Source organism: Agromyces sp. PvR057 (genome assembly GCF_040547485.1).
GTDB lineage: Bacteria > Actinomycetota > Actinomycetes > Actinomycetales > Microbacteriaceae > Agromyces.
In genome coordinates, this window is the sequence record NZ_JBEPPT010000005.1 from 1 (window position 1) to 26,001 (window position 26,001).

Genomic DNA, 26,001 nt, shown 5'->3' on the forward strand with positions numbered 1-26,001 from the left:
GCGCGCGGGCGCGGGGCCCCCCCGGGGGCGCCCCCGCCGCGGGGGGGGGGGGGGGGGCGGGGGGGGCCCCGGGGGGGGGGGGGGCCCCCCGGGGGGGGGGGGGGGGGGGGGGGGGCCCCCCCCCCCCACGCCGCCGATCTCGTCGGTTCGATCGGTTCGATCGGGTCGGTCTCGGCGTCAGCCGAGCAGCGGAGCCGCGTCGCCGCCGAGCCAGGTGGTGGCGAGCTCGTCGAGCGTGCCGTCCTCGCGCAGGGCGTCGACCGCCGCGGTGACGTCGGCGGTGAGCGGCGAGTCCTTGGCGAGCACGAGACCGAACTCGTCGCCGCCGGAGGTCGCCGGCAGCTGGCCGACGATCTTGCCGCCGTCGAGCTCCACCCCCGTCAGGTAGAAGGCCGTCGGCAGGTCGACGACGATCGCGTCGACCGTGCCGTTCTGCAGCGCGAGCTTCGCGTCGTCGTTCGTGTTGAACACCTGCGCGCCGGCCGTCGGGGCGATCTGCTCCTCGATCGCGTCGAAGCTCGTGGTGCCGGTCTGCGCGCCGATCAGGAGGTCCTTCAGGTCGGCGATCGACGTGGCGGATGCCGCGGGGGAGCCCTCGACGGTGATGACGACCTGCGTGGTCTCGTAGTACGGCGACGAGAAGTCGACGTTCTCGGCGCGCTCGGGCGTGATCGAGAACTGCTGCAGGTTGACGTCGAAGTCCTTGGGGCCCGGCGCGATGGCCTGGTCGAAGGTGCTGCGAACCCAGACGACGTCGTCGGCGGCGAAGCCGAGCTGCTCGGCGACCGCGTACGCGACGGCGGACTCGAAGCCCTCGCCGGACTCGGGGGCGTCGTCGATGACCCACGGGTAGTAGGCGGGCTCGCCGGTGCCGACCGTGAACTTGCCCTCGGTGACGTAGCCGTCGGCCGAACCGGAGTCGCTCGAACCGGTGTCGCCGGAGCCGGACGCGCAGGCGGCGAGGGCGAGGGTTGCGGTCGCCGCGATGAGGATCGCGGCGAGTGGGCGTCGGGTCATGGGTGCCTCCGTGGGGGTCGTGCTCCCAGCTTCGCCGATTCCGGCGCGTGCACGACGGCGCGTGGCGGAATGTGACACTCGGATAGGCTCGCCGTCATGACGGAAGCAGGCGAGCGTGCGGCGCCCGCGGCATCCGTCGTCCGCCTCGTCGGCGGTCGCGTGGCCCCGTGGATCGCGTTCGCACTCGTGCACGCCTGGCTCGCCTGGCTGAACCTCGCGGCGCCGGGGCAGCCCATGGGCGACGTCACCGGCGTCTACCGGGTCTGGGCCGAGAACGCGGCGAGCGGCTGGCTGCGCATGGGCATCGATGCCGCGTGGGTGTACCCGATCCTCGCGTTCGTGCCGATGGCGGCCTCGCTCGCGTTCGGCTCGGCGTGGTACGCCCAGACGTGGCTCGTGCTCGTGACCCTGCTGGACGCGGTCGCGTTCGCGGTGCTGCTCGGCTCGGCGACGCTCTCGCGCACGCGCCGTGCGGCGGCCTGGTGGTGGCTCGGATTCCTCGTCCTGCTCGGGCCGATCGCGCTCGGGCGCATCGACGCCGTCACCGTGCCGATCGCGATGGTCGGCCTGCTGATGGCCGCCGGACGTCCCCGCGTGGCCGCGGTGCTGCTCACGGTCGGCGCCTGGGTGAAGGTCTGGCCGGCCGCGCTCGTCGCGGCGCTCGTGATCGCGTCGCGGCGGCGCGCCGAGGTCGCGGGCATCGCCGTGGCGCTCAGCATCGGCATCCTCGGCGTGAGCCTGCTCGCCGGATCCGGCCTGAACGCGCTCGGCTTCGTCGAGGAGCAGGCGGGGCGCGGCCTGCAGGTCGAGGCCCCGCTCGCGGTCGCCTGGCTCTGGCAGATCGTCGCGGGCTCGCATGGCGTCGGCGTCGTGTACTCGAGGGACATCCTCACGTTCCAGATCGACGGACCCGGGGCGGATGCCGCGGCGGCACTCACGACGCCGGCCATGGCGGTCGGCGTGCTCGCCGTCGTGCTGCTGGGCGTGCGGGCCGTGCGCCGCGGCGGCACCTTCGCGCGCGTGATGCCGCCGCTCGCGATGTCGCTCGTCGTCGTGCTGATGCTCGCGAACAAGGTCGGCTCGCCGCAGTTCGTCGCCTGGCTCGCGGCGCCCGTCGTGCTCGGCCTCGTCTACCGCACGAGGCGGTTCGCCGTGCCCGCCGTGCTCGCGGCCTCGGTCGCGCTCTGCACGCAGCTCATCTATCCCTACTGGTACGGGTGGCTGCTCGCCGCGAACCCCGCGTTCGTGCTGCTGCTGACGACGAAGGTCGCGCTCCTCGTCGCGCTGCTCGGGTGGGGCGTCGCGGCAGTGTGGCAGGCTGGCACCAGGCGGGAACCCGCGCTCCGCACGGGGTGATGCGGCAGCCTGCGAGGAGGACTCATGCTGGTGGCATTCTCGGTCGCGCCGAGCGGAACCGGTCGGAGCGACGGCAGCGTGCACGACGCGGTCGCGGCGGCCGTCAGGATCGTGCGCGAGTCGGGGCTCCCGAACCGCACGACGTCGATGTTCACCGAGCTCGAGGGCGAGTGGGACGAGGTGTTCGACGTCGTGCGCCGCGCGACCGAGGCGGTCGGCGAGTACGGGTCCCGCGTGTCGCTCGTGCTGAAGGCCGACATCCGCCCCGGCTACTCGGGCGAGCTCGACGCGAAGATCGAGCGGCTCGAGTCCGCGATCGACGACGCCGACGCGTAGCACCGGTCGCATCGTCGCCATCCGGGCGCGCCGCCCTCCGGTCGCAGCGTCGCCCTGCGGTGAACCCGGGCCCCGGCATCGCGTTCCGACCGCCGGGTCGAATCGATTCGACACTTGTGCGACAATCGTCGGATGACCACGCGCACCGACCAGACGTCGACCCTGTCGCCGACCCGCGTGCGCCTCGCGCTGCTCGCCCTCGCGCTCGGCGGGTTCGGCATCGGCTCGACCGAGTTCGTCGCCATGGGCCTGCTGCCCGAGATCGGTCGCGACCTCCTGCCGGCGCTCGCCGCGAGCTCGCCCGACGACGCGAACGCGCAGGCCGGATGGATCATCTCCGCCTATGCGCTCGGCGTCGTCGTCGGTGCGCCCACCATCGCCGCCGTCGCCGCCCGCTGGCCGCGCAAGCGCCTGCTCCTCGCGCTGCTGACCGCCTTCACGCTGGGCACGATCGCATCGGCCGTGCTGCCCACGTTCGAGCTCGTGCTCGCCGCCCGGTTCCTCTCGGCGCTGCCGCACGGCGCGTACTTCGGCATCGCCTCGCTCGTCGCCGCGAGCCTCATGGGGCCCGGCAAGCGCGCCCGCGGCGTCGCACTCGTGCTCTCCGGACTCACGATCGCCAACGTCATCGGCGTGCCGCTCATCACCTGGCTCGGCCAGGCGCAGGGCTGGCGCACCGCCTACCTCGCCGTGGCCGGCATCTTCGCGCTCACCTTCGTCGCCGTCGCGATCGCCGTGCCGTGGCAGGCGGGGGACCCCGGTGCGACGCTCAAGCGCGAGCTCGGCGCATTCTCGCGCGCACAGGTCTGGTTCGCACTCGCGATCGGCGCCATCGGGTTCGGCGGGCTCTTCGCGGTCTACAGCTACGTCGCCCCGCTCGCGACCGAGGTGACCGGGCTGCCCGCCTCGCTCGTGCCCCTCGTGCTCGTCGCCTTCGGCCTCGGCATGACGATCGGCAACTTCGTCGGCGGGCGACTCGCCGACTGGAGCGTGCGCCGGAGCATGTACATCTTCTTCGCGGTGCTCGCGATCGCGCTCTTCGTGCTCGGCCTCACTGCGGCGCACCCGGTCGGCCTGTTCGTCGGCGTCTTCCTCATCGGCGGATCCTCGGCCGCGCTCTCGCCCACGATCCAGGCACGGCTCATGGATGTCGCGCGCGACAGCCAGTCGATCGCCGCCGCGCTGAACCACTCGGCGCTGAACATCGGCAACAGCCTCGGCGCGCTGCTCGGCGGCCTGGCCATCGCCGGCGGACTCGGCTACGTCGCGCCGATCTGGATCGGCCTCGCGCTCACGTTCGCCGGCATCGCCCTGGCGATCACCTCGTTCGCGATCGACCGGTCGCGCGGTCGCCGCGGGGTCGTCGTGCCCTACGCGACGGGCGCCATGGAGGCCGTCGAGGTCTGACCCGCGACGCAGGGCCGCGGCATCCGCTCAGTCGGACTGGAGGAGGATGCCGTCGAGGATCGCACGCTTGCGCAGCGCGACCTTCGTGCCCACGTCGAACCCCGACAGGCGGTACTTCTCGCGGATGCGCTTGAGGTAGCTCTTCGCGGTCTCCTCGGAGATGCCGAGCTGGAAGGCGACCGCCTTGACCGGTTGGCCGGCGCCGTAGAGCGCCATGACCCGACGTTCCTGCGCCGAGAGCTTGGGCACCGTGCCCTCGGCCGCGAGGGCGACCTCGAGCTCGTGCGTGAGGTACGTCTCGCCGTTGCGTGCGGCACGGATCGCCTCGATGATGTTCTCGACCGGCTCGGACTTGACGAGGTAGCCGAGCGCGCCGGAGCCGAGCGCCTCGCGCACGACGGCCGGCTCGGAGTACGTGCTCATGAGCATGGTCTGCACGCCGGCGGACTTCAGCATCGACAGCTTCAGCGAGATGGGGATGTTGTCGCGCAGGTCGAGGTCGAGCAGCACCACGTCGACGGGGAACTCGGGGTGGGCCAGCAGCTCGGACCACGAGGGCACCGCCGCGACCAGGTCGATGTCGGACGCCGTGCCGCGCAGCCACTCGGAGAGTGCACCGAGCAGCATGCGGTGATCGTCGACGATCGCCAGACGGATCGGTTCATCGGTGTCAGCCATGAGACTTCTCCTCTATCGGTCGGCCAGCCGGGTGTCGCTGGCCTGGCGCGAGCGCCTCGGGTTCGATGCGACAGGTGATCTCGATTCGGAACCCCGATGCAGCGGAAACCACTTGGTGCACTCCGACATTAGCGACTGCGTCCCATGTCGCGGGGTCGACGCGACGGTGAATGACGCCGTCCACCTCGATCGTGATCCCGACGGATGTCGCGACGTGCAGGTCGTCGGCGTCGACCTCGACGTCGTCGAGGCCGGCCTCGTCGAGCTCGCGGCAGCCGACGATGACCGAGGCCGGCACCGCGGAGGGCTTGGCCGGGTCGGCGACGAGCAGCCAGAGCGCGAGCAGCAGGCCCTCGCGCTGCGCGGCCGACAACGGGCCGGCGAGGCCGGTCGGGTCGTCGACCTGCACCCGGCCGCTGAGGTACTGCGACTCCGCGACCGCATGCTTGAGCCAGGTGTCGTTGCGGCCCTCGATGAGCCGGACCCGAAGGCCGGCGGCGAGCTCGCCCGCACGGGCGGCGTCGTCGTCGGAGAGCGGCAGGCCGATGCGTCCCGCCGCGACGTCCTCGAGCAGGGTCTCGGCGTCGAAATCGAGCTTCGCGAGCTCCTCGGAGGCGCGCATGCCGACGGCCGAGCGCGCCGTGCCGACCGTGCTCTGCACGAGCGACAGGTCGGCCTCGTGGCGCACGAGGCGGCTGAACCCGCTCAGCATCGCGACCGTGAGCACGACGGGCAGCACCGCGCCGCCGGCGAGCGCGAGCAGCGGAACGACCGCGGACCCGGCGGTGCCGACCTGCATGACGGCATCGGCGAGGAGCGCGACCGCGACGCCGCAGGCCACGGCGATCGGCAGCGTGCGCGAGCGGATCGTGGAGACGGGCATGAGCACCGCGCCGATCGCGGGCGCCGCCGTCGGCGTGACGCCGATCGCCGCCAGGCCGGAGGTGGCCTGCAGGTCGAGCCAGACGGGGGCGATGAGGCCGGCCAGCAGGAGCACGTAGAACCAGTCGGGCATGCCGCGGAACACCTGCCATCCGATGCACCCGACGGCCACGACGGCGAGGAGGGCGAGCCAGCCGGGCCACGGCCCGAGCCCCGGTGGGAAGTAGGGGGCCATGAGGACGGCGCGTGCGAGGTGCCCGAGGACGAGCAGGCCCGCAGCGATCGTCGCGCCGATGGCGAGCCTGCGCCCGCCGTGGCTCGAGCGGATGTTGCTCGCCGCCGTCGCCGAGCGCGCGGGTCGGAGGAACGAGTGCTCGCCGATGGTGGTGGCGATCTTCGGGGATCTCGTGCTCACGGCTTCGGCACCTCCAGCATGACGGTGGTGCCGGAGCCGGGTGACGAGAAGACCCGCGCCCGCCCGCCGACCGCGTTCAGCCGGCCGACGACGGATTCGGCGTAGCCCAGGCGGGCGGGGTCGACGGCGTCGGGCTCGAAGCCGTCGCCCGCATCGGTGACCATCGCGCGCACCGTGTGCTCGTCGTCGGTGATCGTGACGTCGGCCTCGGTGACGCCCGAGTGGCGACGCACGTTCTCGAGGCATTCGCCGAGCGCGCCGACGAGCGCGTCGAGCGTCTCCCTCGGCAGCACCAGCTGCCCGGCGCCGTGCCAGCTCACGTCGAGGCCCATGCGCACGAACCGCTGGCGCACCGACTCGAACGTGGTGCTCAGCAGGTCGTCGTCGGAGCCCGGCGAGAAGATCGCGTTCGACCCGTTGTCGAGCGGCACCCCGAGGCGGAGCTGCCGGAGGAGGCGGGCGTCGTCGCCGGCCTGGTCCCTGAGGGCGTTCGCGCTGACGCCGACGCCCGAGTGCGCGAGCAGCGAGAGCGTGGCGAGCACGGTGTCGTGCAGCACGCGCGCGTCCTGGCGCTGCTGCGCCTCGAGCTCGCTCGCGATGCGTTCGGCCTCGTGCGCGCGGCCGACCTCGCCGATGCGCGCCTCCGCGATGAGGACGCCGTTGTCGAGCCAGGCGCCGAGCACCCCGAGCACCGTCCAGCCGACCACGGTGGTCAGGAGGACCTCGGTCATCGAATGGTGCGACATGACGGCCGCCGCGGCGATTGAGGCGACGAGGATCGCCGCCAGGACGATCACGAGCAGCACCCCACGACGGCGGACGACGAGCGGCGCGGCGACGGATGCCGAGGTGACGCCGCCCGTCACGGCGAGGGCCGTGGCCGTCGCCGGGTCGAGCACGGGTGCGGCGCCGAGCGTCAGCACGAGGGCGACGGATGCCGCGACGACGCCGAGTGCGGCCGCGACCGACCCGCGGGTGGTGTGCACGAAGAGCAGCCCGGCGACGACGACCGAGAGGGCCATCGCGATCGCGAACTCCGGTGCGGTCGCCGCGCCCGGGACGAGGAGGCAGAGGAATGCGCCCGTGGCTCCTGCGAGGCCCGTGATGCGCGTGAGGCGTCGCAGCAGGCGATCGCGTTCCTTGTGGATGCGCTTCACGGCACCCCCTCGTCGGTGTGCGTCACGGTCGGAACCGGCAGGAGCCGGTGGGCGCGCCGCGCGGGGCTCGCGCCCCGGAGTCGCGCCGTCTCCTCGAACTGTACCGGAGTGTCGAGTCCGAGGTCAGGTGGCGAGGAGCTCGGCGAGCGCGGCACCGACGACCTCGTGCTCGATGAGGAACGCGTCATGACCGTATTCGGAGTGCACGACCACTGGCTCCCGGCCGTGGATGCTGCGCGGCAGCCCCGCGGCGAGTTCGACCTGGCCGGCGAGCGGGAAGTACCGGTCGCTGTCGATGCCGAGCACGAGGCTCCTCGCCTCGACGCGGGCGAGTGCCGCGGCGACGCTGCCCCGCCCGCGCGCGAGGTCGTGGGAGTTCATCGCCTCGGTGAGCACGAGGTAGCTGTTCGCGTCGAACCGGCGGGTGAACTTGTTGCCGTGGAAGTCGAGGTAGGACTCCACCGCGAACCGGCCGCCGCCGCCGAGCGGGTCGAGGTCGCTCTGCCAGCTGCGCTCGAATCGATCGTTGAGCTCGGCCGCGGTGCGGTAGTTGAGCATCGCCATGCGCCGGGCGAGCGCGAGCCCGCGGGTCGGGCCGACGCCGTCTGCGGCGTCGTAGTAGTCGCCGTCGCGGAACGCGGGATCGGAGCGCACGGCCTCGAGCTGCACCGAGTTCAGCGCGATCTGGTCCGCGGTCGTCGCGGCGGGGGCGGCGAGCACGGCGATGCGCTCGACGGCGGCCGGTGCCTCGATGGCCCACTCGAGCACGTGCATGGCGCCCATCGAGCCGCCGACGACGGCGGCGAAGCGCTCGAGGCCGAGTTCGCGCGCGAACGCGATCTGGGCGCGCACCTGGTCGCGGATCGTGACGAGCGGGAATCGCGAGCCCCACTCGGTGCCGTCGGGCGCGAGCGAGGCCGGACCCGTGGAGCCCTGGCACCCGCCGAGCACGTTCGGGGCGACCACGAACCACCGGTCGGTGTCGATCGCGAGGCCGGGGCCGACGACCCCGGGCCACCACCCGGCGCTCGCGTGCGCGGCGCCCGCCGGACCGACCACGTGGCTGTCGCCCGTGAGCGCGTGCAGCACGAGCACGGCATTGTCGCGCGCGGGGGAGAGCTCGCCCCATGACTCGTACGCGATGCGGATGTCGGGCAGCGCGCGACCGGACTCGAGCGCCAGGTCTCCGATCTGCACGAAGCGGCGGTCGCCGACCGGGTCTCCGGCGCGCCATGCGCCGGTCACGGGCGCGCGACCGGTCACCGCCGGCGTGTGCGCCTCGGGGATGATCGGCGCCGGTGCTGCGGGTGCCGTGGTCTGCCAGTCCATGGTCTCGATTCTCCCGAATGCCGAGGCGCCTCGGGGTTTTGTTACACGAACGGCTCGTCGGGACCCGTCGGTCGGCCCGTCGAGCCGCCCGACGTCGTGCGGAACGGGCGACTCGACGCGCAGGCGCGTGCGAGCGCGGAACGGCGGATGCCGCCCGGCGGCGGGGCAGCAGAACGGCGGATGCCGCAGGCGAACGTGGTCCGCGGCATCCGCCGTGCTCGTGCTGGTGCCCGAGACCCGGTGGGTCAGAGGCGGGCGGCCGCCGTCGCGGCGCGTGCCGCCGCGAAGCCGGCCTCGAGGTCGCCCTTGAGGTCCTCGACGTTCTCGATGCCCACCGAGAGGCGCACGAGGCCGGGCGTGACGCCGGTCGTGAGCTGCTGCTCGGGCGTGAGCTGCGAGTGCGTCGTCGACGCCGGGTGGATCACGAGCGAGCGGACGTCGCCGATGTTGGCCAGGTGGCTGAACAGGTCGAGGTTGTCGACGAGTGCGCGACCGGCGTCGACCCCGCCCTTGAGCTCGAACGACAGCACCGCGCCGACGCCCTTGGGGGCGTACTTGTTGGCGGCGGCGTACCACGGGCTCGAGGGCAGGCCCGAGTAGTTCACGCTCGCGACGTCGGGGTGGTTGTCGAGCCACTCCGCGATCTCCTGCGTGTTCTGCACGTGACGCTCGATGCGGAGCGAGAGCGTCTCGATGCCCTGGATCAGCTGCCATGCGCTCGCGGGGGCGATCGAGGCGCCGAGGTCGCGGAGCAGCTGCACGCGCGCCTTGATGATGTACGCGAGCGGGTCGCCGACCGCGGCCGTGTAGCTCGCGCCGTGGTACGACGGGTCGGGCTCGGTCAGGCCGGGGAACTTCTCGACGTTCTTCGACCACTCGAAGGTGCCGCCGTCGACGATGATGCCGCCGATGACCGTGCCGTGGCCGCCGAGGAACTTCGTCGCCGAGTGCACGACGATGTCGGCGCCGTGCTCGAACGGGCGGATCAGGTACGGCGTCGCGATGGTGTTGTCGACGATGAGCGGGATGCCCGCCTCGTGCGCGATGTCCGCGACGAGCTCGATGTCGAGCACGTTGATCTTCGGGTTGCCGATGGTCTCGGCGAAGAAGAGCTTCGTGTTCGGGCGCACGGCGCGGCGCCATTCCTCGGCGTCGTCCTGGTTCTCGACGAACGTGGTCTCGATGCCGAGCTTGCCGAGCGTGTACTTGAAGAGGTTGTAGGTGCCGCCGTAGATCGAGCTCGACGAGACGATGTGGTCGCCCGCCTGCGCGATGTTCAGCACCGCGAACGTCTCGGCCGCCTGGCCCGAGGCGACGAGGAGGGCGCCGGTGCCCCCTTCGAGCGCGGCGAGGCGCTCCTCGACGACGGCCTGCGTCGGGTTCATGATGCGCGTGTAGATGTTGCCGAACTCGGCGAGGGCGAACAGGTTCTGCGCGTGCTGGGCGTTGTCGAACACGTACGACGTGGTCTGGTAGATCGGGGTCGCCCTGGCGTGGGTCACCGGGTCGGGCGCGGCGCCGGAGTGCACCTGCTTGGTCTCGAAACGCCAGTCGGCTGCGCGTTCGCTCATCGTGGTCTCTCCTTCTGGATCGTGGCGCGGGCTCGCCGCGATGCAGCCACGCTACGTTCGCGCCGGACGGGCGGCAACGGGCGCCGAAACACGGCGTCACGGCCGGTCGAGCGCCGTGGCCGGTCAGCGTTCGTCGGGCAGCGGGGGCAGCACGATCGTGCCCGTCGCGGTCGACGGCTCCGGCCGGAACAGCCAGCGCGCGCGCGGCTGCACGAGCGGGCGGAACACCCGACGCACCGGTTTCAGCGCGAGCACGATCGAGAGTCCGATGCAGAACAGCATCATCGCCGGCAGCACCCAGAACGGCTGGTCGCCCGCGAGCACCGGCGTCTCGCGGAACGGGTAGAGCACGAACGTGTGCAGGAGGTAGATGTACATCGTCGCCCCGCCGAAGGCCGTGAACCAGTGCTTGCCGCGCGGCATCAGCACCAGGAACGCGACCGTGAGCAGCATCGCCGTCAGCAGCAGCACGAGCCGGATGGCACCGGACCACGGCTCGTCGTAGCCGATCGCCTGGTACGACTCGTCGTACAGCATGAACCGGCGCAGCTTCAGGTCGCGGAGGGTCTCGATCGTGACGGGCATGATCGCGAGCACGGTGCCGAGCAGCGCGATCGCGCCCGCCCGCCACCGCCAGGCGACCGCCGGGCGGAGGTCGAGCCAGCGATCGGTCACCTGCCACTGCCGCAGCTTCCAGCCGAACACGAAGAACGGCAGCATGCCGAGCGTGCGCGAGAGCGCGAGCGTCGAGTCGATGGTCTCGGTGTACCCCGCGCCGATCGAGATGAGGATCGCGATGACCAGCGGATACCGCAGCAGCACGAGGTAGGGCAGCACGATGCGCCACACGGCGAGCGCGATGAGGAACCAGAGGGTCCACGACGCGGTCGTGAAGTCGAGCGCGAACCCGCCGCCGAGGAGCCACTTGATGAGGCTCCAGATCGTCTCGAAGATGAAGAAGGGGAAGACGATGTCGGTCAGGATCTGCCGCAGCGCCTTCGCGTTCGGCGGCCCGGACTTCGCGAAGTACCCGCTCACCGTGATGAACACGGCGACGTGGAACGAGTAGATGAACAGGTACACGCTGTACGCGCTGTCGGACTCGGCGATCAGCGGCAGGATGCCGTGTCCGATCACGACGAGCGTGATGGCGATCCAGCGGGCGTTGTCCCAGAGCGGAACGCGTCGCCTGGTCGTCGGTCGAGGCGTGCCGGTGCGGTGCATCGCTCCATTCAAGCGCAGAGCATCGGATGTCGCAGGTCGGCGTGCGCCCCGACGCGAGCGCGGCGCCCGGGGAGACGCTCCGGCACGCACGGCGCATGCGCGCGGCATCCGCCCCTCGCACGGCAGAATGGGCGCATGAGCGAACTGCGTGTGGTCGTGACGGGTGCGAGTTCCGGCATCGGAGCGGCCACCGTGCGCGCGTTCCGGGCCGCGGGCTGGGACGTCGTCGGCGTCGCGCGCCGCGAGGACCGCCTGCGGGCGCTCGCCGCCGAGACCGGGGCGTCCGTGTTCGTCGCCGACCTGACCGTGCAGGCCGACGTCGACGCGCTGCGCGACCACCTCGAGGCGACGGGCGGCGTGCACGCCCTCGTGAACAACGCGGGCGGCGCGAAGGGCCTCGACAGCGTCGAGGGCTCCTCGACCGACGACTGGGCGTGGATGTTCGAGGTCAACGTGCTCGCCGTCAAGCGGGTGGTCTCGGCCCTGCTGCCGCTGCTGCGGCGGGGCGCGGTCGAACGCGGCGTCGCCGACATCCTGAACGTGACCTCCATCGCCGGTCACACGGCGTACGTCGGCGGCGGCGGGTACAACGCGGCGAAGTTCGCCGCCCATGCGCTCACCGAGGTGCTCCGGCTCGAGCTGAACGGCGAACCGCTCCGCGTGATCGAGGTCGCGCCGGGCATGGTGAAGACCGACGAGTTCGCGCTCGTGCGCTTCGGCGGCGACCGGGCGAGGGCCGACGCCGTCTACAGCAGCGTGCCCGAGCCGCTCGTGGCCGAGGACATCGCCGAGGTCATCGTCGACGCGATCACGAAGCCCGGGCACGTCGACCTCGACCTCATCGTCGTGAAGCCGGTGGCGCAGTCGGCGCCGCACCTCGTCGCCAAGGGGCCGCTGGTCGTGCGGGCGGAGGACTGATGGCCGCAGCGCGAGCGGTGCCGGCTCCCCGCCGCGAGGCATGGGAGCGGGTCACGACGGTGCCGCTCGTGGTGCTCGGCGTCGGCTACATCTTCGCGTACACGATCTACGTGCTCGCGCCGTGGATCCCGCGCGGGCCCGGCTCCCCGCTGTTCATCACCCTGATCGCGGCCTGGCTGGTCTTCGTCGTCGACGTCGTCGTGCGCATCTCGCTCACGCCGCGCGGCGGCCGGTGGGCGTTCGCGCGCACGCACCCGATCGACGTGCTCTCGGCGCTCATCCCGTTGTTCCGGGCGTTCCGGGTATTGGCGCTGCTGCGCGAGATCCCGTACCTGCAGCGGCGCAGCGGCGACGCGGTCCGCGCGAACATCATCATCTACGCGGCGACGTACGCGGCCGTCTTCGTCTACTTCATCGCGCTCGCGACGCTGCAGGCCGAGCGCGATGCCGCCGGCGCCACCATCACGACGTTCGGCGATGCCGTGTGGTGGGCCATCGTGACGATCGCGACGGTCGGCTACGGCGACATGTACCCGGTCACGACCGAGGGGCGCTTCTACGCCGTGTTCCTCATGGCCGGCGGCGTGGTCATCGTGGGCACCGCCTCGGCGACGGTCATCTCGTACATCGGCGACAAGGTGCGCACGGTGCGCGGGACCGGCCAGGGCGGCGACACGGCCGCGATCATCGAGGGGCTGTCGGCACCGGACGCCGCGGACGAGCCGTCGGCGAACGGGGCCGGCACCGACGGGCGTCGCACTGGCGCGGACGGCGCCGACGGGCGGAGCGCCGACGACGGCTAGCCTTGGGGCATGACCTTCGATGCGAATGACGCCGGCACGGCCGACGACGGGATCCGCCGCGAGATCCTGACCTGGGACGACTTCGCCGACGCCTCGCGCCGGGTCGCGGCCGACGTGCTCGGCTCGGGCTTCCGCCCCGACGTGGTGATCGCGATCGCCCGCGGCGGCCTGCTGTTCGCGGGCGCGATCGCGTACGCGCTCGGCACCAAGGCCTGCGGCTCGATCAACGTGGAGTTCTACTCCGGCGTCGACGAGCGCCTGCCGGAGCCCGTGCTGCACCCGCCGATGCTCGATGCGCCGGCCCTGAACGGCAAGCGCGTGCTCCTCGTCGACGACGTCTCCGATTCGGGCCGCACGCTGGCCAAGGTCGTCGGCATCCTGGGCGATGCCGGTGCCGAGGTGCGCAGCGCGACGCTCTACACGAAGTCCCACACCGTGCTCGCGCCCGACTTCGACTACAAGCGCACCGACGACTGGATCGTGTTCCCGTGGTCGGCGCTGCCGCCGGTGCAGGTCGCGGATGCCGCGGCTGCGGGGTCGGTCGCATGAGCGTGCATCTCGTGGGCGGCGGCGCATTGACCGCCGAGGACGCCCCGCTGTACGCCCCGTTCCTCGCCGAGGCGGCCGCCCACGGACGCTCGGCCGGTCGGACCCGGCCTCGGATCGCCGTGCTCTCCGTGCATCCGGCCGGGGCCAGGGCCGCGGAGACCCTGATCGCCGTGCTCTCGGCCGCCGACGACTTCGAGGCGCACGTGACCGTGGTCGAGAGCGGCGGATCCGTCGAGCCGACGGCGATCGTCGATGTCGACGGCATCGTCGTCGGCGGGGGCATCGTCGAGCAGGTCCGGGCGGGCGTCGAGCCGGTCTTCGGCGAGGTCAGGCGTCAGGTCGCGTCCGGCGTGCCGTACCTGGGCGTCTCGGCCGGGGCGATGATCGCCGCGGAGGCCTCGCTCGGCGGAGGCGCGCGCATCGACGGCGTCCTCGTGTCGCCGGAAGACCCCTCGGAGCCGGGCGTCGAGTTCGAGGTCGAGGCGGGCCTCGGGCTCGTCGACGTCGCGGTCGATGCCCACGTCGCCCAGCGCGGCAACCTCTCGCGGCTCGTCGCGGCCGTCGAATCCGGGCTCATCGAGAGCGCGCTCGGCATCGACGAGCGCACGGCCCTGATCGTCGGCGAGGGCGGACTGCGGGTCCTGGGCTCGGGAAGCGTCTGGCGCGTGCTCCCGGCCGACGGAGGCGTGCTCGTCTCGACCCTCGGCGCCTGACGTGGTGCAGACCCTCGACGAGCTCGTCGAGGCGGGGCTCGTCGACCCGGCATGGGCGCAGGCGCTCGCCCCGGTCGCCCCGGACCTCGCGCAGCTGGGCGCGTTCCTCCGCGGGGAGGCGGCCGCCGGGCGCGGCTTCCTGCCAGACGGCGACCGCGTGCTGCGGGCGTTCGCGACGCCGCTCGACGAGGTCCGCGTGCTCATCGTCGGCCAGGACCCGTACCCGACGCCGGGGCATCCGATCGGCCTCTCCTTCGCGGTCGACCGGGACGTGCGCCCCCTGCCGCGGAGCCTCGGCAACGTCTACGCCGAGCTCGCCGCCGACCTCGGCGTCGTGCCGCCCGCGCACGGCGACCTGACGCCATGGGCCCGCAACGGCGTCATGCTGCTGAATCGCGTGCTCACGGTGCGCCCCGGCGAGGCGGGCTCGCATCGGGGCAGGGGGTGGGAGCTGGTCACCGACCACGCCATCCGCACGCTCGCGGCCCGTGGAACCCCGCTCGTCGCGATCCTGTGGGGGCGCGATGCGCAGCAGCTGAGGCCGCTGCTCGGGGACACACCGGTCATCGAGTCCGCGCATCCCAGTCCGCTGTCGGCCAGGCGCGGGTTCTTCGGCTCGAAGCCCTTCAGCCGCGCGAACGACCTGCTCGCGGCGCAGGGCGCGGCGCCGGTCGACTGGTCGCTCGCCTGACCGCACGGGCGGATGCCGCGGCATCCGCCCGTGCGCGCCCCGCAGCGTGACATCCGCACGTGATCTCCGCGGCGTAGGGTGGTCGGCATGCTCGAGGAGGAATACCAGCCGCGCCGCGAACTGCCGAAGCACCTGCGGAGGGCCCCGCAACCCGAGGCGCCGTTCACGTACGAACTCCGAGACGCCGTGGCCGCCGACCTGCCCGCGGTGCGCGAGATCTACAACTACTACGTCGCCAACTCCACGGTCACCTTCGATGAGGACGCGATGACGCTCAAGGAGTGGAAGGCGAAGTTCGCCCACCTGACGAAGCTCGGCATGCCGTTCATCGTCGCCGAGGCGCCGTCGGGCCAGTTGCTCGGCTACGCGCTCGTCGCGCCGTGGAAGCCCAAGCGCGCCTACCGGTTCACGGTCGAGAACTCGATCTACCTCGGCCCGGCCGCGGCGGGAAAGGGGCTCGGCCGGGCGCTGCTCGGGGAACTCATCGAGCGGTCGAAGGCCGCCGGGCTGAAGGAGATGCTCGCGGTCATCGCCGACCAGGGCGCCGACGCCTCGATCGCGCTGCACGAGAAGTTCGGCTTCACCGAGATCGGCCGCATGGGCCGCGTCGGGTTCAAGTTCGACCGCTGGCTCGGCACGGTGCTGCTGCAGCGCTCGTTGAAGTAGGTCCGCGCCGAACACCCGCCGCCGCGGCCGGCTGCAGGCGCGCGCCGGACCGATGCTCAGAAGGTGATCTCGAGGGTGCCGACCGATGACGGACCCGCGATCGCCACGACGAGGCCGGTCGCCGCGAAGAGCGCGGGATGCGCGAGCCCGACCACGACCCGGCGCAGTGCCGGATTCGCCTCGAACAGGTGCGACGGCACCCGGTCGGCACCGGGAACCTCGGCCCAGCCGCGCACCCGCACGAGGAACCAGGCGCAGCGCAGCACGAACGCCGCCCAGAGCAGGGCGGCCACGACGGGCACCACGACGAGCATGACGTCGATCCCGATGCCGAGGATCTCGTCCTCCCGCTGCTCGGCGGCGAGCTGGATCGACTGCGAGATCGCCGCACCGACCACGACCGACAGGCCCCACGCGGCGAGGCCGAAGACGAGGGCCAGGTAGCGCACGAAGAAGTGCGAGAACACCGAGCTCATCGACTCGAAGCTGGCTCGTGGGGTCGACGCGAGCACGAGCACGGTGGCGATCGTCGACGGCAGCACGAGCAGCCCGATCAGGAGCCAGTCGACCAGCCCGTGCCAATCGAGCGAGACGGCGATGAGGAGCACGGCCCCGAACACGACGCTCCAGCCCACGCCCCAGACCAGCGGATGCCGCGTGATCGAGGTCGTGATCCTGGCCGTGCCCGGAGTGCTGCCCACGGGCGCCATGCTAGCGGCAGGCCCAGCTCCGGCGGCGTCTTCGCCTGCGGGCGTCCGGCGTGGCGGTGCGGTCGCACTCGCGTCGTAGGCTCGAGGCGTGGACCTGCACGAGCTCACCGCCCTCGAACTGCACCAGTCGCTGCAACGCGGGGAGGTGTCGCCGGTCGAGGTCACCCGCCACTACCTCTCGCGTGCCGAGCGCCTCGACCCCGAACTCGCGGCCTTCGCGACGCTGACGCCCGAACGGGCGCTCGAGCGCGCCGAGTCCGTCATGCGGAACGTGCCGAAGACCGCGCCGCTCTGGGGGCTGCCCCTCGCCGACAAGGACCTGCATCCCCGCGCCGGCGTGCCGGCGTCGTTCGGATCGCGCGCGTTCGAGGGCTTCGTCCCGGATGCCTCGGACGACCTCGTGCAGGCGGTCGACGCCGCCGGGGCGATCAGCCTCGGCAAGACCGCGACGCCCGAGTTCGGGCTGCCGTCCTACACCGAGGCGCTCATCGGACGCCCGACCCGCAACCCGTGGGACCCGAGGCTCGGCGCCGGCGGGTCGAGCGGGGGAGCGGCGGCGGCCGTCGCCTCCGGCATGCTGCCGTTCGCACCCGGCTCCGACGGCGGTGGATCGATCCGGATCCCCGCCGCGGTGTGCGGCCTCGTCGGCATCAAGCCCTCCCGCGGTCGCGTGCCCTCCGGATCCGGGCTCGGCGGCCTCGCCGGCCTCGGCGTCGTCGGGGCGATCGCCCGCACCGTCGCCGACGCCGCGTTGCTGCTCGACGGCCTGATCGCTCCGACGGGGTATCCGGCGGCGCACGCCTTCGCGGTGCGGGCGCCGGGCGATGACGGGCCGTACCTGGGCGAGGCGATCCGCGGCGAGGGGAGGTTCCAGATCGGCGTGATGACCGAGACCCCCTGGGACGACGCGTACGAGATCTCGGTCGCGCCAGAGGCCCGTTCCGCGCTCGACCGGGCGATCGCGGTGCTCGACGGCGGTCGGCACGGCATCGAGCGGGTCCCCGACGCACCCGAACCGGGGTATCCCGCCGCGTTCCGCACGATCTGGCAGGCCGGAGCCGCGACGGTCCCCGTCGACGGCGAGCGCCTCGCGCTGCTCGAGCCGCTCACGCAGTGGCTCGTCGAGCGCGGGCGCGCGCTGCCGGCCAGGCAGCTCGCCGAGGCGCTCTCGTGGCTGTCCGACTTCGAACGGCGCGTGATCGCGCGCTTCGCCTCCTACGACGCCGTGCTCACGCCCGCGCTCGCGCTCACGCCGCCGCCCGTCGGCTGGTACGACGCCGACGACGGCGAGCACAACTTCGCGCAGCAGGTGCAGGTGACGCCGTTCACCTCCTTCGTGAACGTCGCGGGGCTGCCGGCGATCACGGTGCCGGTCGAGTTCACGGAGTCCGGCGTGCCGATGGGCGTGCAGCTCATCGGTCGGCCAGGCGGCGAGGCGACGCTCTTCGCGCTCGCCGCCCAGCTCGAGCGCCGGCTGCGGCGTGCGCCGCGGCATCCGCCCGTCTGGTGAACGGCCGCCGGTTCGGAGGCCGCGGGGCCGTGTGTCAGACTTAGGTAATGCTTACCTCAGTGGTCGAACCCCCTCGGCGCGAGCGACCCGCATACCGCAACTTCCGCGTCGCGGTGGCGCGCGTCGAGCGGCTCTCGCCGACCTTCGTGAACGTGACATTCACCGGAGACGACCTGGCCGACTTCGGCACCGCGGGGCTCGACCAGCGTGTGAAGGTCGTGCTGCCGCTCGCGGCGAACGGCTTCGCGTCGTTCCCCGACGGCCTGGACTGGTACACGCAGTGGCGTGAGCTGCCCGGCGACCTGCGCAACCCGTTCCGCACGTACACGGTGCGCGCCGTGCGCCCCGAACAGCGTGAGGTCGACATCGTGTTCGCCTCCCATGGCGACGCCGGACCCGCGTCGGCCTGGGCCGCGCGCGCGACGCCGGGCGACGAGATCGTGCTCATCGGTCCCGACGAGTTCGGCGCGGGCCGCACGGTCGGCATCGACTGGCGCCCCGGCGACGTCGACACCCTGCTCCTCGTCGGCGACGAGACCGCGACTCCGGCGATCTGCGCGATCCTCGAGTCGCTGCCCGCCGACGCCACCGGTGCCGCGTTCCTCGAGGTGCCCGAGGAGGGCGACCGCCTCGACGTGCGCGCGCCCGACGGCGTCGAGGTGCGATGGCTCGCGCGCGGGGCCGGCCAGGCCGAGGGCGACCACCCTGCGGCCGAGCACGGCTCCCTCCTCGCACCCGCCGTGCGCGACTGGGTCGTGCGACACCTCGCCGACCTCGGCGTCACCCGCGCCGGCACCGACGAGTCCGCCGCCGCGCTCGCCGCGGCCGAGCGGGCCGACCTGCCCGACACGCCGCTCTGGGACGTGCCGGCAGGCCACAGCCTCGACGGCGCCTGCTACGCCTGGCTCGCGGGCGAGGCATCCGTCATCACGGGCCTGCGCCGATTCCTCGTGCGCGAAGCCGGGCTCGACCGCCGCCAGGTCGCGTTCATGGGCTACTGGCGCCGCGGGCGCGCCGAACTCGAGTGAGCGGGCCGTCCGCCGTGGTCGGCCTCGCGGCGCAGACCGTCGGCACGTCCTCCGCCGCCCGCGTCGGCCCGGATCGGCGACGCGCGCGTCGGGTCGGCTCGGGGCGGGCCGTCGTCGTGCTCGCCGCCTGCACGCTCGCGCTCCTGGCGATCGTCGCGGCGAGCCTCGTGTTCGGCGTGCGCTCGATCGACCCCGGCGTCGTGTGGCAGGCCATCGTCGGGCCCGACCCCGCGAACGCCGATCACAACGTGGTCTGGCAGCTCCGCGTTCCCCGAACCGTCATCGGCCTGCTGGCGGGGGTCGCCCTCGGCCTCGCCGGCACGCTCATCCAGGGCGTCACGCGCAACCCGATCGCCGACCCCGGCCTGCTCGGCCTGAACGCGGGCGCCTCGCTCGCCGTCGTGCTCTGCATCGCCTTGCTCGGCGTGAGCTCGCCGCTCGGGTACATCTGGTTCGCGTTCGCCGGCGCGGCCGCCGCGGCCGCGATCGTCTTCTCGATCGGCCGAGGCCAGCCGGTGCGCCTCGCGCTCGTCGGTGCCGCCGTCACCGCGTTCATCACCCCGCTCATCGCGCTCGTGCTCCTGCGTGACACCGAGACCTTCAACCAGTACCGGTTCTGGGCCGTCGGCTCGCTCACGGGCCGCGGCCTCGACGTCGCCGCCCTGCTCTGGCCGTTCATCCTCGTCGGCGCGATCATCGCCTTCGTGCTCGCCAACCGGCTCAACCTCATCGCGCTCGGCGACGACGTGGCCAACTCGCTCGGGCAACGGGTCGGCACCACGCGGCTCGCGGCCGGTATCGGCCTCGTCCTGCTCTGCGGAACGGCCACCTCGCTCGCCGGGCCGATCGCGCTCGTCGGCCTCGTGGTGCCGCACGCGGCACGCCGCCTCGTCGGCACCGACTACCGGTGGATCATGCCGACCGCGCTCCTGCTCGGCCCCGTGATGCTGCTCGCCGCCGATGTCATCGGCCGCCTCATCGTGCCGAACGCCGAGCTCGAGGCGGGTGTCGTGGCCGCCTTCCTGGGGGCGCCCGTGCTCATCGCCATCGCGCGCAGCCGGAACGTGGCGGGACTCTGATGGCGATCGTGACGGATGCCGCGACGCGGCCGGGCGCGTCGGTCGACGACGTGCGGCTCGCCGTCGGCGCGGTGCGTCGACGCAGCCGCCGGCGACTGCTCGTGACGCTCGCGGTCGGTGCCGCCCTCGCGCTCGTGTTCGCGATGATCGCGATCTCCTCGGGCGCCGCGAGCGTCGCTCCCGACCGCGTGCTCGCCACGCTCTTCGGGCAGGGCGACCGCACCGAGCAGCTCGTGGTCTTCACGCTGCGGCTTCCGCGCATCCTCGCCGCCGTGTTCGTCGGCGCCGCGTTCGGCCTCGCCGGAGCGATCTTCCAGGCCGTGCTGCGCAACCCGCTCGCGAGCCCCGACATCCTCGGCGTCTCGACGGGCGCGAGCCTCGGCGCGGTGTGGGCGATCCTCGGGCTCGGCCTCGGCGGCGCGGTCGTGTCGGGCTTCGCGCTCGCCGGCGGCCTCGCGGTCGCCGCGATCATCTGGGCGACCGCGTGGCGGCAGGGCCTGCACGGCATCCGCTTCGTCCTCGTCGGCGTCGGGCTCGCGTACGTGGGCGCCTCGCTCATCGCGTGGCTCCTGGCCCGCGCCGAGATCCGGCAGGCGCAGGCGGCCCTGCTCTGGACCGTCGGCAGCGTCTCCGACGTGCGTGGCGAGGCGCTCGTGCTCCTCATGCTCGGGGTCGTGATCGGATGCGTCCTCGTCGCCGTCTTCGCCAGAGGCCTCTCGGTGCTCGCGCTCGGCGACGACCACGCGATCTCCCTCGGCATGCGCACGCACGTTCGCCGCGGCATCCTGCTGCTCATCGCGGTGCTGCTCATCGCGGTCGGGACCTCGGTCGCCGGTCCCATCGCGTTCGTCGCCCTCATCGCCCCGGCGATCGCGCGCCGGCTCGTCGACGACGGGAGCGCCGCGCTCACCGCGTCGGTCGTGACGGGGGCCGTGCTCACGCTCGGCGCCGACGTGCTCGGCCAGTTCGCCCTGCCCCAATTCACTGCGCCCGTCGGCATCGTGACGGGCCTCATCGGCGCCCCGTACCTGTTGTGGCTGCTGGCCCGCACCGAGAGGAAGTCCCGCGCATGACCGCACCGGCACCCGTCGCCCAGACGCCGTCCGTCGGCCTCGCCGCCGAGGGCGTCAGCCTCGGCTACGACGGCCGACGCGTGATCGACGGCCTCGACCTCGTGATCCCGAGCGGCCGCATCACGGCCATCGTCGGCCCGAACGCCTGCGGCAAGTCGACCCTGCTTCGCGGGTTCGCCAGGCTCCACCAGCTCGACGGCGGCCGGGTCACGCTCGACGGCCGCGACGTCGCCGACATGCCGCGTCGAGACCTCGCGCGCCGGGTCGGCGTGCTGCCGCAGTCCTCGATCGCCCCCGACGGCGTGCGGGTCGCCGAGCTCGTCGGCCGTGGCCGCTATCCCCACCAGGGCTGGTTCGGACGCCACTCGAGCGACGACGACCGGTTCGTCGCCGAGGCACTCGCCGCCACCGGCATCTCCGACCTTGCGACCCGGCGCCTCGAGGAGCTCTCCGGCGGCCAGCGCCAGCGCGTGTGGATCGCCATGGTGCTCGCCCAGCAGACCGACATCGTGCTGCTCGACGAGCCGACGACCTACCTCGACGTGACGCACCAGCTCGAGCTGCTCGACCTGCTCACCGAGCTCAACCGGGAGCGCGGCACGACCGTCGTCATGGTGCTGCACGAGCTGAACCTCGCCGCGCGCTACGCCGACCACCTCGTCGTCATGTCGGCGGGCTCGATCATCGCCGAGGGGACGCCGTCGGCGATCCTCACGCCCGAGACGGTGCTGAGCGCGTTCGCGCTCGAGGCGTCCGTGATCCCCGACCCGGTCGCCGGAACGCCGATGATCGTGCCGGTCGGTCGCTACCACACGGGCGCGATGGCCGACCGGGCGCCGACCACGTCACCGGTGTCCGAGGAATCGTGACCGGGCCGTGACCTGGCGGTTTCGCCCTCGGTTGCCCTTAGGTTAGCCTTGCCTTATCCCCACCCACGAACCGAGGAGTTCTCCGTGCGTCTTCGACGTCCGCTCATCGCCCTGGCCGGCCTCGCCGCCACGGCACTGACCTTGACCGCCTGCGCATCCGGCACCACCGAGGAGCCCACGTCGGCACCCGAGGCGGCCGTGGGCACGGGCTTCCCGATCACGATCGAGCACGCGTTCGGCGAGACCGTCATCGAGGAGGCGCCCGAGCGCGTCGCGACCTGGGGCTGGGGCTCCACCGAGGCCGCGATCTCCGTCGGCGTCTACCCGGTCGCCGTCGCCGAGCAGAGCTGGACCGTCGGCGAGGGCAACCTCCTGCCCTGGGTCGAGGACGCCTACGACGAGGCGGGCGTGGAGCACCCCGTCGTGCTGAACGACGACGAGGGCGGCGCGAGCGTGCCCTACGAGGAGTTCATCGCGGCTGCGCCCGACCTCATCATCGCGCCGTACTCCGGCCTCACCGAGGAGCAGTACGACACGCTGAGCGACATCGCGCCGGTCGTCGCCTACCCCGAGGCCCCGTGGACCACCGACTGGGACGAGACCATCGAGATCACGACCCGCGCACTCGGCCTCGAGGCCGAGGGCGAGGCCGTGCTCGACGACATCGACGCGTACCTCGCAGACGAGGCGGCCGCGCACCCCGAGTTCGCAGGCAAGACCTTCGCCGGCATCTGGGACGGCGATGGCGTCGTCTCCGTCTACACCGAGGCCGACCCGCGCATCGCGGTGCTGACCGAGCTCGGCCTCGAGGTCGCCCCGAGCGTCGCCGAACTCGACACGAGCGACGGCGGGTTCTACTACGACCTGAGCTACGAGCAGCTCGACAAGCTCGACGCCGACTTCATCGTGAACTACTCCAACTCGAAGGAGGACGCCGAGGCGCTCCTCACGAAGCCCGAGACCCAGGCGATCCCCGCGGTCGCGGCCGGCAAGGTCGCCCAGGTCTACGACCCGGTCACGGTCTCGTCGGTCTCCCCGCCCACCGCCCTCAGCTTCAAGTGGGAGGGCGGCATGCCGGCCCTCATCGAGGCGATCGCGGGCGTCCTCGCCGAGTAGGACGCACCACGGCCGACGGCCGGTGCCCCGTGAGAACGGGGCGCCGGCCGTCGGCATCTCACCGAGCGGTGCGACGCCTCGGCAGGTAGCCGCCCGCCTCGAGCCCGGCTTCGATCTCGAAGCGGTTCTTCAACGGGTTCCGCCCGGCGAGCAGGTACAGGAACGGCAGCAGCATGCCGTACTTCAGCCACTGCTGCTTGTGCACGGCCTCGTGGCCGAGCACCGTGTCGGAGTCGTTGCGGTTCGTGAGGTAGCACATGCCGACGCACGAGCCGCCACGACCGAAGGTCCAGCTCGGCATGCCGGTGAACACGAACAGGCCGTTCCGCCGCTCGACCCGGCCCGTGCTCCAGAGCGAGCCCCACACGAATCCGACGCACGTCGCCCACCAGAACCCCGCGCGGCTGATGGGCGAATCGGTGGACCGGATCGTCAGCCGGCTCACGCCTGCGTCTCCGGCCGGCCGAGCGCCTCGAGCAGCCGCAGCCATACCTCGCTCATCGTCGGGAACGCCGGGACGGCGTGCCAGAGCCGGTCGACGGGCACCTCGCCGACGATCGCGATGGTCGCCGAGTGCAGCAGCTCGGCGACATCCTGGCCCGTGAAGGTCGCACCGATCACGGTGCCGAGCTCCTCGTCGACGACGAGCTTCGCTCGCCCTTCGTAGCCGTCGGCGAGGATGCCGGCGCCGCTCGCCGAGGTCATCGACACCTCGACCGCGCGAACGGTGCGCCCCGCCTTCTTCGCCTCGGCCTCCGTGAGCCCGACCGCGACGGCCTCCGGCTCGGCGAAGACCACCTGCGGAACGGCCGAGTGGTCGGCTGTGGCCGCGTGCACTCCCCATGCGCTCAGGTCGCTCGGATGTCCCGTGGCGCGGGCCGCGACCAGGTCGCCCACGGCGCGGCCCTGGTACTTGCCCTGGTGGGTGAGCAGCGCGCGATGGTTCACGTCGCCCGCGGCGTAGAGCCACGGACCGTCGTCGCCCGCTGCGGGGGCATCGAGGCCCTCGACCTGCAGGCCGTCGTCGACGTGCAGCCAGTCGCCCGCCTCGAGGCCGACGGTCTCGAGGCCGATCGCGTCGGTGCGCGGCTTGCGTCCGGTCGCGACGAGCACCTCGTCGGCGACCACGGTCGATCCGTCGTCGAGCGTGAGCACGACCTCGCCGGCGTCGGTGCGCTCGACCTTCGTGGTCTGCACGCCCGTTCGCACCGTCGCACCGAGCCCGCGGAGCCCGGCCGCCACGGCGTCGCCGACGAACGGCTCCATGCCGCCCAGCAGCCCGCTGCGGGCGAGCACGACGACCTCGGTGCCGAACCCGGCGAACACGGTCGCCATCTCGCAGGCGACCACGCCGCCGCCGATGATCGCGAGCCGGGCAGGTGGGCGTTCGACGCTCGTGGCCTCGCGGCTCGTCCAGGGCGATGCCTCGGCGAGCCCGGGGATCGGCGGCACCACGGGGTCCGAGCCGGTCGCCACGACGACCGCGTGCCTCGCGACGAGCGTCATGGTGTCGGCGGCGTCGGAATCGGTGCCGTCCCGCGACACGATCACGCGGCGGGGCCCGTCGAGCCGCCCGTGCCCGCGTTCGAGGCCGATGCCGGCGCCTTCAAGCCAGGACACGGCGCCCGCGTCGCTCCAGCCGGAGACCCACTCGTCGCGTCGGCGCAGCACGGCCTCGACGTCGAGCCCGCCCGTGACGGCCTCGGCCGCGCCGGGAACGCGCTTCGCGGCGCGCAGCGCGGCGGCGCTGCGCAGCAGGACCTTCGAGGGCACGCACGCCCAGTACGAGCACTCGCCGCCGACGAGTTCGTGTTCGACGACCACCACCTCGAGTCCGGCGGCGCGCACGCGGTCGGCGATGTTCTCGCCGACCGGTCCTGCGCCGAGGACGACGACGTCGACTTCGCGTTGCATCGGTCTCCTCTCGCACCCGCCTGTGCCGGCGGATGGCCCAAGCCTAGGCACGGCGAACGGGGGACGGCACCCCCTTGCGCGGCCGGGTCAGCGTGCGGGCGTCGCGGATGCCGCGGGGTCGGCGGTCGCGCCGCTCGCGAGTGCGCCGACGAGCCGGAGGATGGTGGGCAGGTCGTCGTCTGCGGCGCCGGGGGAGTTCGGCGCGAACCCGGTGATCGCCGCGCCGGCGAGCGGGAACCGTGCGACGACCGCCTTCACGAGTGCGACGAGCGTCGACGCGTCGACGCCGAACGGCATCGGGTACGAGAGCCCCGCGAGGGCCGAGGGGTCGAGGACGTCGAGGTCGACGTGCACGAAGACGTGGGAGGCGCCGGTGGCCTCCAGCGAGGCGATGACGATGGACGGGTCGGAGAGGTCCTCGACCGTGAGCACGTCGATGCCGTGCTCGTCGATGAAGCGGTGCTCCTCGGCGTCGATGGCGCGGATGCCGCCGAGCACGATCCGCTGCGGGTCGACCCGGCTCTCGCCTTCGAGGGCGAGCCCGTCGGCGCCGTCGCCCGCGATGTGCCGCAGGGTCATGCCCCCGAACCCGCCGGAGGGGGAGGAGTCGGGCGTGTTCAGATCGGGGTGGGCGTCGAGCCAGAGCACCGCGAGTCCACCGTCGGAGCTCCTCGCGGCATGGGCCACGCCCGGCAGCGCCGCACCGCAGTCGCCGCCGATGGTGATCGCCGTGCCGGTGACGGCGGCCAGCGCCTCTTCGGTGCGCTCGCGCGTTCGGCGCACGGCGCTGTATCGGCGGATGCCGGTGCCCAGTGACTCGCCGGCCTCGATCGGCACGTCGATGCTCACGGTGGCGGCGGCCGGCAGGTCTCCGAGGATGGCCGCGGCGCCGTCGGCGAGGCTCATCGCGCGTGAGGAGACCGAACCCTGCCAGAGGGGGACGACGACGAACGTTGCGGGCATGTGCCAAGTATCGCGCGATCGGAACGG

At 72.8% G+C, this 26,001-nt stretch carries 26 protein-coding genes; 15 read left to right on the forward strand and 11 right to left on the reverse strand.

Annotated features, from left to right (window positions below; genetic code table 11):
* Nucleotides 1-177: 177 nt before the first annotated feature.
* On the reverse strand, nt 178-1,017 hold the full coding sequence (locus ABIC29_RS16065; RefSeq protein WP_354247041.1) for an ABC transporter substrate-binding protein: 840 nt from the start codon (nt 1,015-1,017) through the stop codon (nt 178-180).
* A gap of 96 nt (nt 1,018-1,113) precedes the next feature.
* Between ABIC29_RS16065 and ABIC29_RS16070 the strand changes: the two genes are divergently transcribed.
* The 3 genes from ABIC29_RS16070 to ABIC29_RS16080 all read left to right on the forward strand — a co-directional run bounded on the left by ABIC29_RS16070 (nt 1,114) and on the right by ABIC29_RS16080 (nt 4,116).
* On the forward strand, nt 1,114-2,373 hold the full coding sequence (locus tag ABIC29_RS16070; protein WP_116083177.1) for a glycosyltransferase 87 family protein: 1,260 nt from the start codon (nt 1,114-1,116) through the stop codon (nt 2,371-2,373).
* Nucleotides 2,374-2,397: 24 nt separating this feature from the next.
* Nucleotides 2,398-2,709: a thiamine-binding protein gene (locus tag ABIC29_RS16075; RefSeq protein WP_116083175.1), complete on the forward strand. Its 312-nt coding sequence runs from the start codon at nt 2,398-2,400 to the stop codon at nt 2,707-2,709.
* Between the two features lie 132 nt (nt 2,710-2,841).
* Nucleotides 2,842-4,116 (forward strand): MFS transporter, encoded by a 1,275-nt coding sequence (locus tag ABIC29_RS16080; protein ID WP_116083172.1) that lies wholly within the window; start codon nt 2,842-2,844, stop codon nt 4,114-4,116.
* A 27-nt stretch (nt 4,117-4,143) separates the two neighbouring features.
* Here ABIC29_RS16080 and ABIC29_RS16085 read toward each other — a convergent pair whose 3' ends face one another.
* The 6 genes from ABIC29_RS16085 to ABIC29_RS16110 form a co-directional block, all read right to left on the reverse strand.
* Nucleotides 4,144-4,794 carry a response regulator gene (locus ABIC29_RS16085; RefSeq protein WP_116083170.1) on the reverse strand — a complete coding sequence of 217 codons (651 nt, stop codon included), beginning with the start codon at nt 4,792-4,794 and terminating at the stop codon, nt 4,144-4,146.
* Nucleotides 4,787-6,091: a hypothetical protein gene (locus tag ABIC29_RS16090; RefSeq protein ID WP_354247046.1), complete on the reverse strand. Its 1,305-nt coding sequence runs from the start codon at nt 6,089-6,091 to the stop codon at nt 4,787-4,789. Before ABIC29_RS16090 ends, ABIC29_RS16085 begins: the two co-directional genes overlap by 8 nt.
* Nucleotides 6,088-7,248 (reverse strand): sensor histidine kinase, encoded by a 1,161-nt coding sequence (locus tag ABIC29_RS16095; protein WP_116083164.1) that lies wholly within the window; start codon nt 7,246-7,248, stop codon nt 6,088-6,090. Before ABIC29_RS16095 ends, ABIC29_RS16090 begins: the two co-directional genes overlap by 4 nt.
* A gap of 123 nt (nt 7,249-7,371) precedes the next feature.
* Entirely contained in the window at nt 7,372-8,577 is a 1,206-nt protein-coding gene (gene metX / locus ABIC29_RS16100) for a homoserine O-acetyltransferase MetX (protein ID WP_354247050.1), read from the reverse strand.
* 245 nt (nt 8,578-8,822) lie between these two features.
* On the reverse strand, nt 8,823-10,148 hold the full coding sequence (locus ABIC29_RS16105; protein ID WP_116083159.1) for a bifunctional o-acetylhomoserine/o-acetylserine sulfhydrylase: 1,326 nt from the start codon (nt 10,146-10,148) through the stop codon (nt 8,823-8,825).
* 123 nt (nt 10,149-10,271) lie between these two features.
* On the reverse strand, nt 10,272-11,372 hold the full coding sequence (locus ABIC29_RS16110) for an acyltransferase family protein (RefSeq protein WP_116083156.1): 1,101 nt from the start codon (nt 11,370-11,372) through the stop codon (nt 10,272-10,274).
* A 135-nt stretch (nt 11,373-11,507) separates the two neighbouring features.
* Between ABIC29_RS16110 and ABIC29_RS16115 the strand changes: the two genes are divergently transcribed.
* From ABIC29_RS16115 to ABIC29_RS16140, 6 genes are all read left to right on the forward strand, one after another.
* Nucleotides 11,508-12,290: an SDR family NAD(P)-dependent oxidoreductase gene (locus ABIC29_RS16115; RefSeq protein WP_354247054.1), complete on the forward strand. Its 783-nt coding sequence runs from the start codon at nt 11,508-11,510 to the stop codon at nt 12,288-12,290.
* Nucleotides 12,290-13,093 (forward strand): potassium channel family protein, encoded by an 804-nt coding sequence (locus ABIC29_RS16120; RefSeq protein WP_116083153.1) that lies wholly within the window; start codon nt 12,290-12,292, stop codon nt 13,091-13,093. The genes ABIC29_RS16115 and ABIC29_RS16120 overlap by 1 nt, the downstream gene beginning before the upstream one ends.
* A 9-nt stretch (nt 13,094-13,102) precedes the next feature.
* On the forward strand, nt 13,103-13,642 hold the full coding sequence (locus tag ABIC29_RS16125; protein WP_116083150.1) for a phosphoribosyltransferase: 540 nt from the start codon (nt 13,103-13,105) through the stop codon (nt 13,640-13,642).
* Nucleotides 13,639-14,355 carry a Type 1 glutamine amidotransferase-like domain-containing protein gene (locus ABIC29_RS16130; RefSeq protein ID WP_354247058.1) on the forward strand — a complete coding sequence of 239 codons (717 nt, stop codon included), beginning with the start codon at nt 13,639-13,641 and terminating at the stop codon, nt 14,353-14,355. The genes ABIC29_RS16125 and ABIC29_RS16130 overlap by 4 nt, the downstream gene beginning before the upstream one ends.
* A gap of 1 nt (nt 14,356) precedes the next feature.
* Nucleotides 14,357-15,046 carry a uracil-DNA glycosylase gene (locus ABIC29_RS16135; protein WP_116083145.1) on the forward strand — a complete coding sequence of 230 codons (690 nt, stop codon included), beginning with the start codon at nt 14,357-14,359 and terminating at the stop codon, nt 15,044-15,046.
* 87 nt (nt 15,047-15,133) lie between these two features.
* Nucleotides 15,134-15,712 (forward strand): GNAT family N-acetyltransferase, encoded by a 579-nt coding sequence (locus ABIC29_RS16140; RefSeq protein WP_116084733.1) that lies wholly within the window; start codon nt 15,134-15,136, stop codon nt 15,710-15,712.
* A 56-nt stretch (nt 15,713-15,768) separates the two neighbouring features.
* Here ABIC29_RS16140 and ABIC29_RS16145 read toward each other — a convergent pair whose 3' ends face one another.
* On the reverse strand, nt 15,769-16,413 hold the full coding sequence (locus tag ABIC29_RS16145; RefSeq protein WP_147309180.1) for a hypothetical protein: 645 nt from the start codon (nt 16,411-16,413) through the stop codon (nt 15,769-15,771).
* Nucleotides 16,414-16,510: 97 nt separating this feature from the next.
* On the opposite strand from ABIC29_RS16145, the gene ABIC29_RS16150 reads away from it, so the two are divergent.
* The 6 genes from ABIC29_RS16150 to ABIC29_RS16175 all read left to right on the forward strand — a co-directional run bounded on the left by ABIC29_RS16150 (nt 16,511) and on the right by ABIC29_RS16175 (nt 23,097).
* Nucleotides 16,511-17,932, forward strand: a complete 1,422-nt coding sequence (locus tag ABIC29_RS16150) for an amidase (protein WP_116083140.1) — start codon at nt 16,511-16,513, stop codon at nt 17,930-17,932.
* A 47-nt stretch (nt 17,933-17,979) separates the two neighbouring features.
* Nucleotides 17,980-18,960, forward strand: a complete 981-nt coding sequence (locus ABIC29_RS16155; RefSeq protein ID WP_354247062.1) for a siderophore-interacting protein — start codon at nt 17,980-17,982, stop codon at nt 18,958-18,960.
* Nucleotides 18,957-20,039 (forward strand): FecCD family ABC transporter permease, encoded by a 1,083-nt coding sequence (locus tag ABIC29_RS16160; RefSeq protein WP_354247065.1) that lies wholly within the window; start codon nt 18,957-18,959, stop codon nt 20,037-20,039. The genes ABIC29_RS16155 and ABIC29_RS16160 overlap by 4 nt, the downstream gene beginning before the upstream one ends.
* The gene (locus ABIC29_RS16165) at nt 20,039-21,112 is read left to right on the forward strand and encodes a FecCD family ABC transporter permease (RefSeq protein ID WP_354247067.1); all 1,074 of its coding nucleotides are present in this window, start codon (nt 20,039-20,041) and stop codon (nt 21,110-21,112) included. The genes ABIC29_RS16160 and ABIC29_RS16165 overlap by 1 nt, the downstream gene beginning before the upstream one ends.
* Nucleotides 21,109-21,981 carry an ABC transporter ATP-binding protein gene (locus ABIC29_RS16170; RefSeq protein WP_116083133.1) on the forward strand — a complete coding sequence of 291 codons (873 nt, stop codon included), beginning with the start codon at nt 21,109-21,111 and terminating at the stop codon, nt 21,979-21,981. Before ABIC29_RS16165 ends, ABIC29_RS16170 begins: the two co-directional genes overlap by 4 nt.
* An 84-nt stretch (nt 21,982-22,065) precedes the next feature.
* Nucleotides 22,066-23,097: an iron-siderophore ABC transporter substrate-binding protein gene (locus tag ABIC29_RS16175; RefSeq protein WP_354247070.1), complete on the forward strand. Its 1,032-nt coding sequence runs from the start codon at nt 22,066-22,068 to the stop codon at nt 23,095-23,097.
* Between the two features lie 58 nt (nt 23,098-23,155).
* Here the strand turns inward: ABIC29_RS16175 and ABIC29_RS16180 are convergent, their stop codons facing one another.
* The 3 genes from ABIC29_RS16180 to ABIC29_RS16190 form a co-directional block, all read right to left on the reverse strand.
* Nucleotides 23,156-23,542: a Fe-S oxidoreductase gene (locus ABIC29_RS16180; RefSeq protein WP_354247073.1), complete on the reverse strand. Its 387-nt coding sequence runs from the start codon at nt 23,540-23,542 to the stop codon at nt 23,156-23,158.
* Complete coding sequence (locus ABIC29_RS16185) at nt 23,539-25,011, reverse strand: dihydrolipoyl dehydrogenase family protein (RefSeq protein WP_116083126.1); 1,473 nt, start codon at nt 25,009-25,011, stop codon at nt 23,539-23,541. Before ABIC29_RS16185 ends, ABIC29_RS16180 begins: the two co-directional genes overlap by 4 nt.
* Nucleotides 25,012-25,098: 87 nt before the next feature.
* Nucleotides 25,099-25,974: an arginase family protein gene (locus ABIC29_RS16190; RefSeq protein ID WP_116083124.1), complete on the reverse strand. Its 876-nt coding sequence runs from the start codon at nt 25,972-25,974 to the stop codon at nt 25,099-25,101.
* Nucleotides 25,975-26,001 lie beyond the last annotated feature (27 nt).

Bases quoted from the DNA above. Each gene is read 5' to 3' on its own strand.
- ABIC29_RS16085 (WP_116083170.1), bottom strand. From the start codon at position 4,794: ATGGCTGACACCGATGAACCGATCCGTCTGGCGATCGTCGACGATCAC.
- ABIC29_RS16110 (WP_116083156.1), bottom strand. From the start codon at position 11,372: ATGCACCGCACCGGCACGCCTCGACCGACGACCAGGCGACGCGTTCCG.
- ABIC29_RS16070 (WP_116083177.1), top strand. From the start codon at position 1,114: ATGACGGAAGCAGGCGAGCGTGCGGCGCCCGCGGCATCCGTCGTCCGC.
- ABIC29_RS16120 (WP_116083153.1), top strand. From the start codon at position 12,290: ATGGCCGCAGCGCGAGCGGTGCCGGCTCCCCGCCGCGAGGCATGGGAG.
- ABIC29_RS16130 (WP_354247058.1), top strand. From the start codon at position 13,639: ATGAGCGTGCATCTCGTGGGCGGCGGCGCATTGACCGCCGAGGACGCC.
- ABIC29_RS16075 (WP_116083175.1), top strand. From the start codon at position 2,398: ATGCTGGTGGCATTCTCGGTCGCGCCGAGCGGAACCGGTCGGAGCGAC.
- metX (WP_354247050.1), bottom strand. From the start codon at position 8,577: ATGGACTGGCAGACCACGGCACCCGCAGCACCGGCGCCGATCATCCCC.
- ABIC29_RS16115 (WP_354247054.1), top strand. From the start codon at position 11,508: ATGAGCGAACTGCGTGTGGTCGTGACGGGTGCGAGTTCCGGCATCGGA.
- ABIC29_RS16125 (WP_116083150.1), top strand. From the start codon at position 13,103: ATGACCTTCGATGCGAATGACGCCGGCACGGCCGACGACGGGATCCGC.
- ABIC29_RS16080 (WP_116083172.1), top strand. From the start codon at position 2,842: ATGACCACGCGCACCGACCAGACGTCGACCCTGTCGCCGACCCGCGTG.
- ABIC29_RS16140 (WP_116084733.1), top strand. From the start codon at position 15,134: ATGCTCGAGGAGGAATACCAGCCGCGCCGCGAACTGCCGAAGCACCTG.
- ABIC29_RS16105 (WP_116083159.1), bottom strand. From the start codon at position 10,148: ATGAGCGAACGCGCAGCCGACTGGCGTTTCGAGACCAAGCAGGTGCAC.
- ABIC29_RS16185 (WP_116083126.1), bottom strand. From the start codon at position 25,011: ATGCAACGCGAAGTCGACGTCGTCGTCCTCGGCGCAGGACCGGTCGGC.
- ABIC29_RS16155 (WP_354247062.1), top strand. From the start codon at position 17,980: ATGCTTACCTCAGTGGTCGAACCCCCTCGGCGCGAGCGACCCGCATAC.
- ABIC29_RS16165 (WP_354247067.1), top strand. From the start codon at position 20,039: ATGGCGATCGTGACGGATGCCGCGACGCGGCCGGGCGCGTCGGTCGAC.
- ABIC29_RS16065 (WP_354247041.1), bottom strand. From the start codon at position 1,017: ATGACCCGACGCCCACTCGCCGCGATCCTCATCGCGGCGACCGCAACC.
- ABIC29_RS16190 (WP_116083124.1), bottom strand. From the start codon at position 25,974: ATGCCCGCAACGTTCGTCGTCGTCCCCCTCTGGCAGGGTTCGGTCTCC.
- ABIC29_RS16170 (WP_116083133.1), top strand. From the start codon at position 21,109: ATGACCGCACCGGCACCCGTCGCCCAGACGCCGTCCGTCGGCCTCGCC.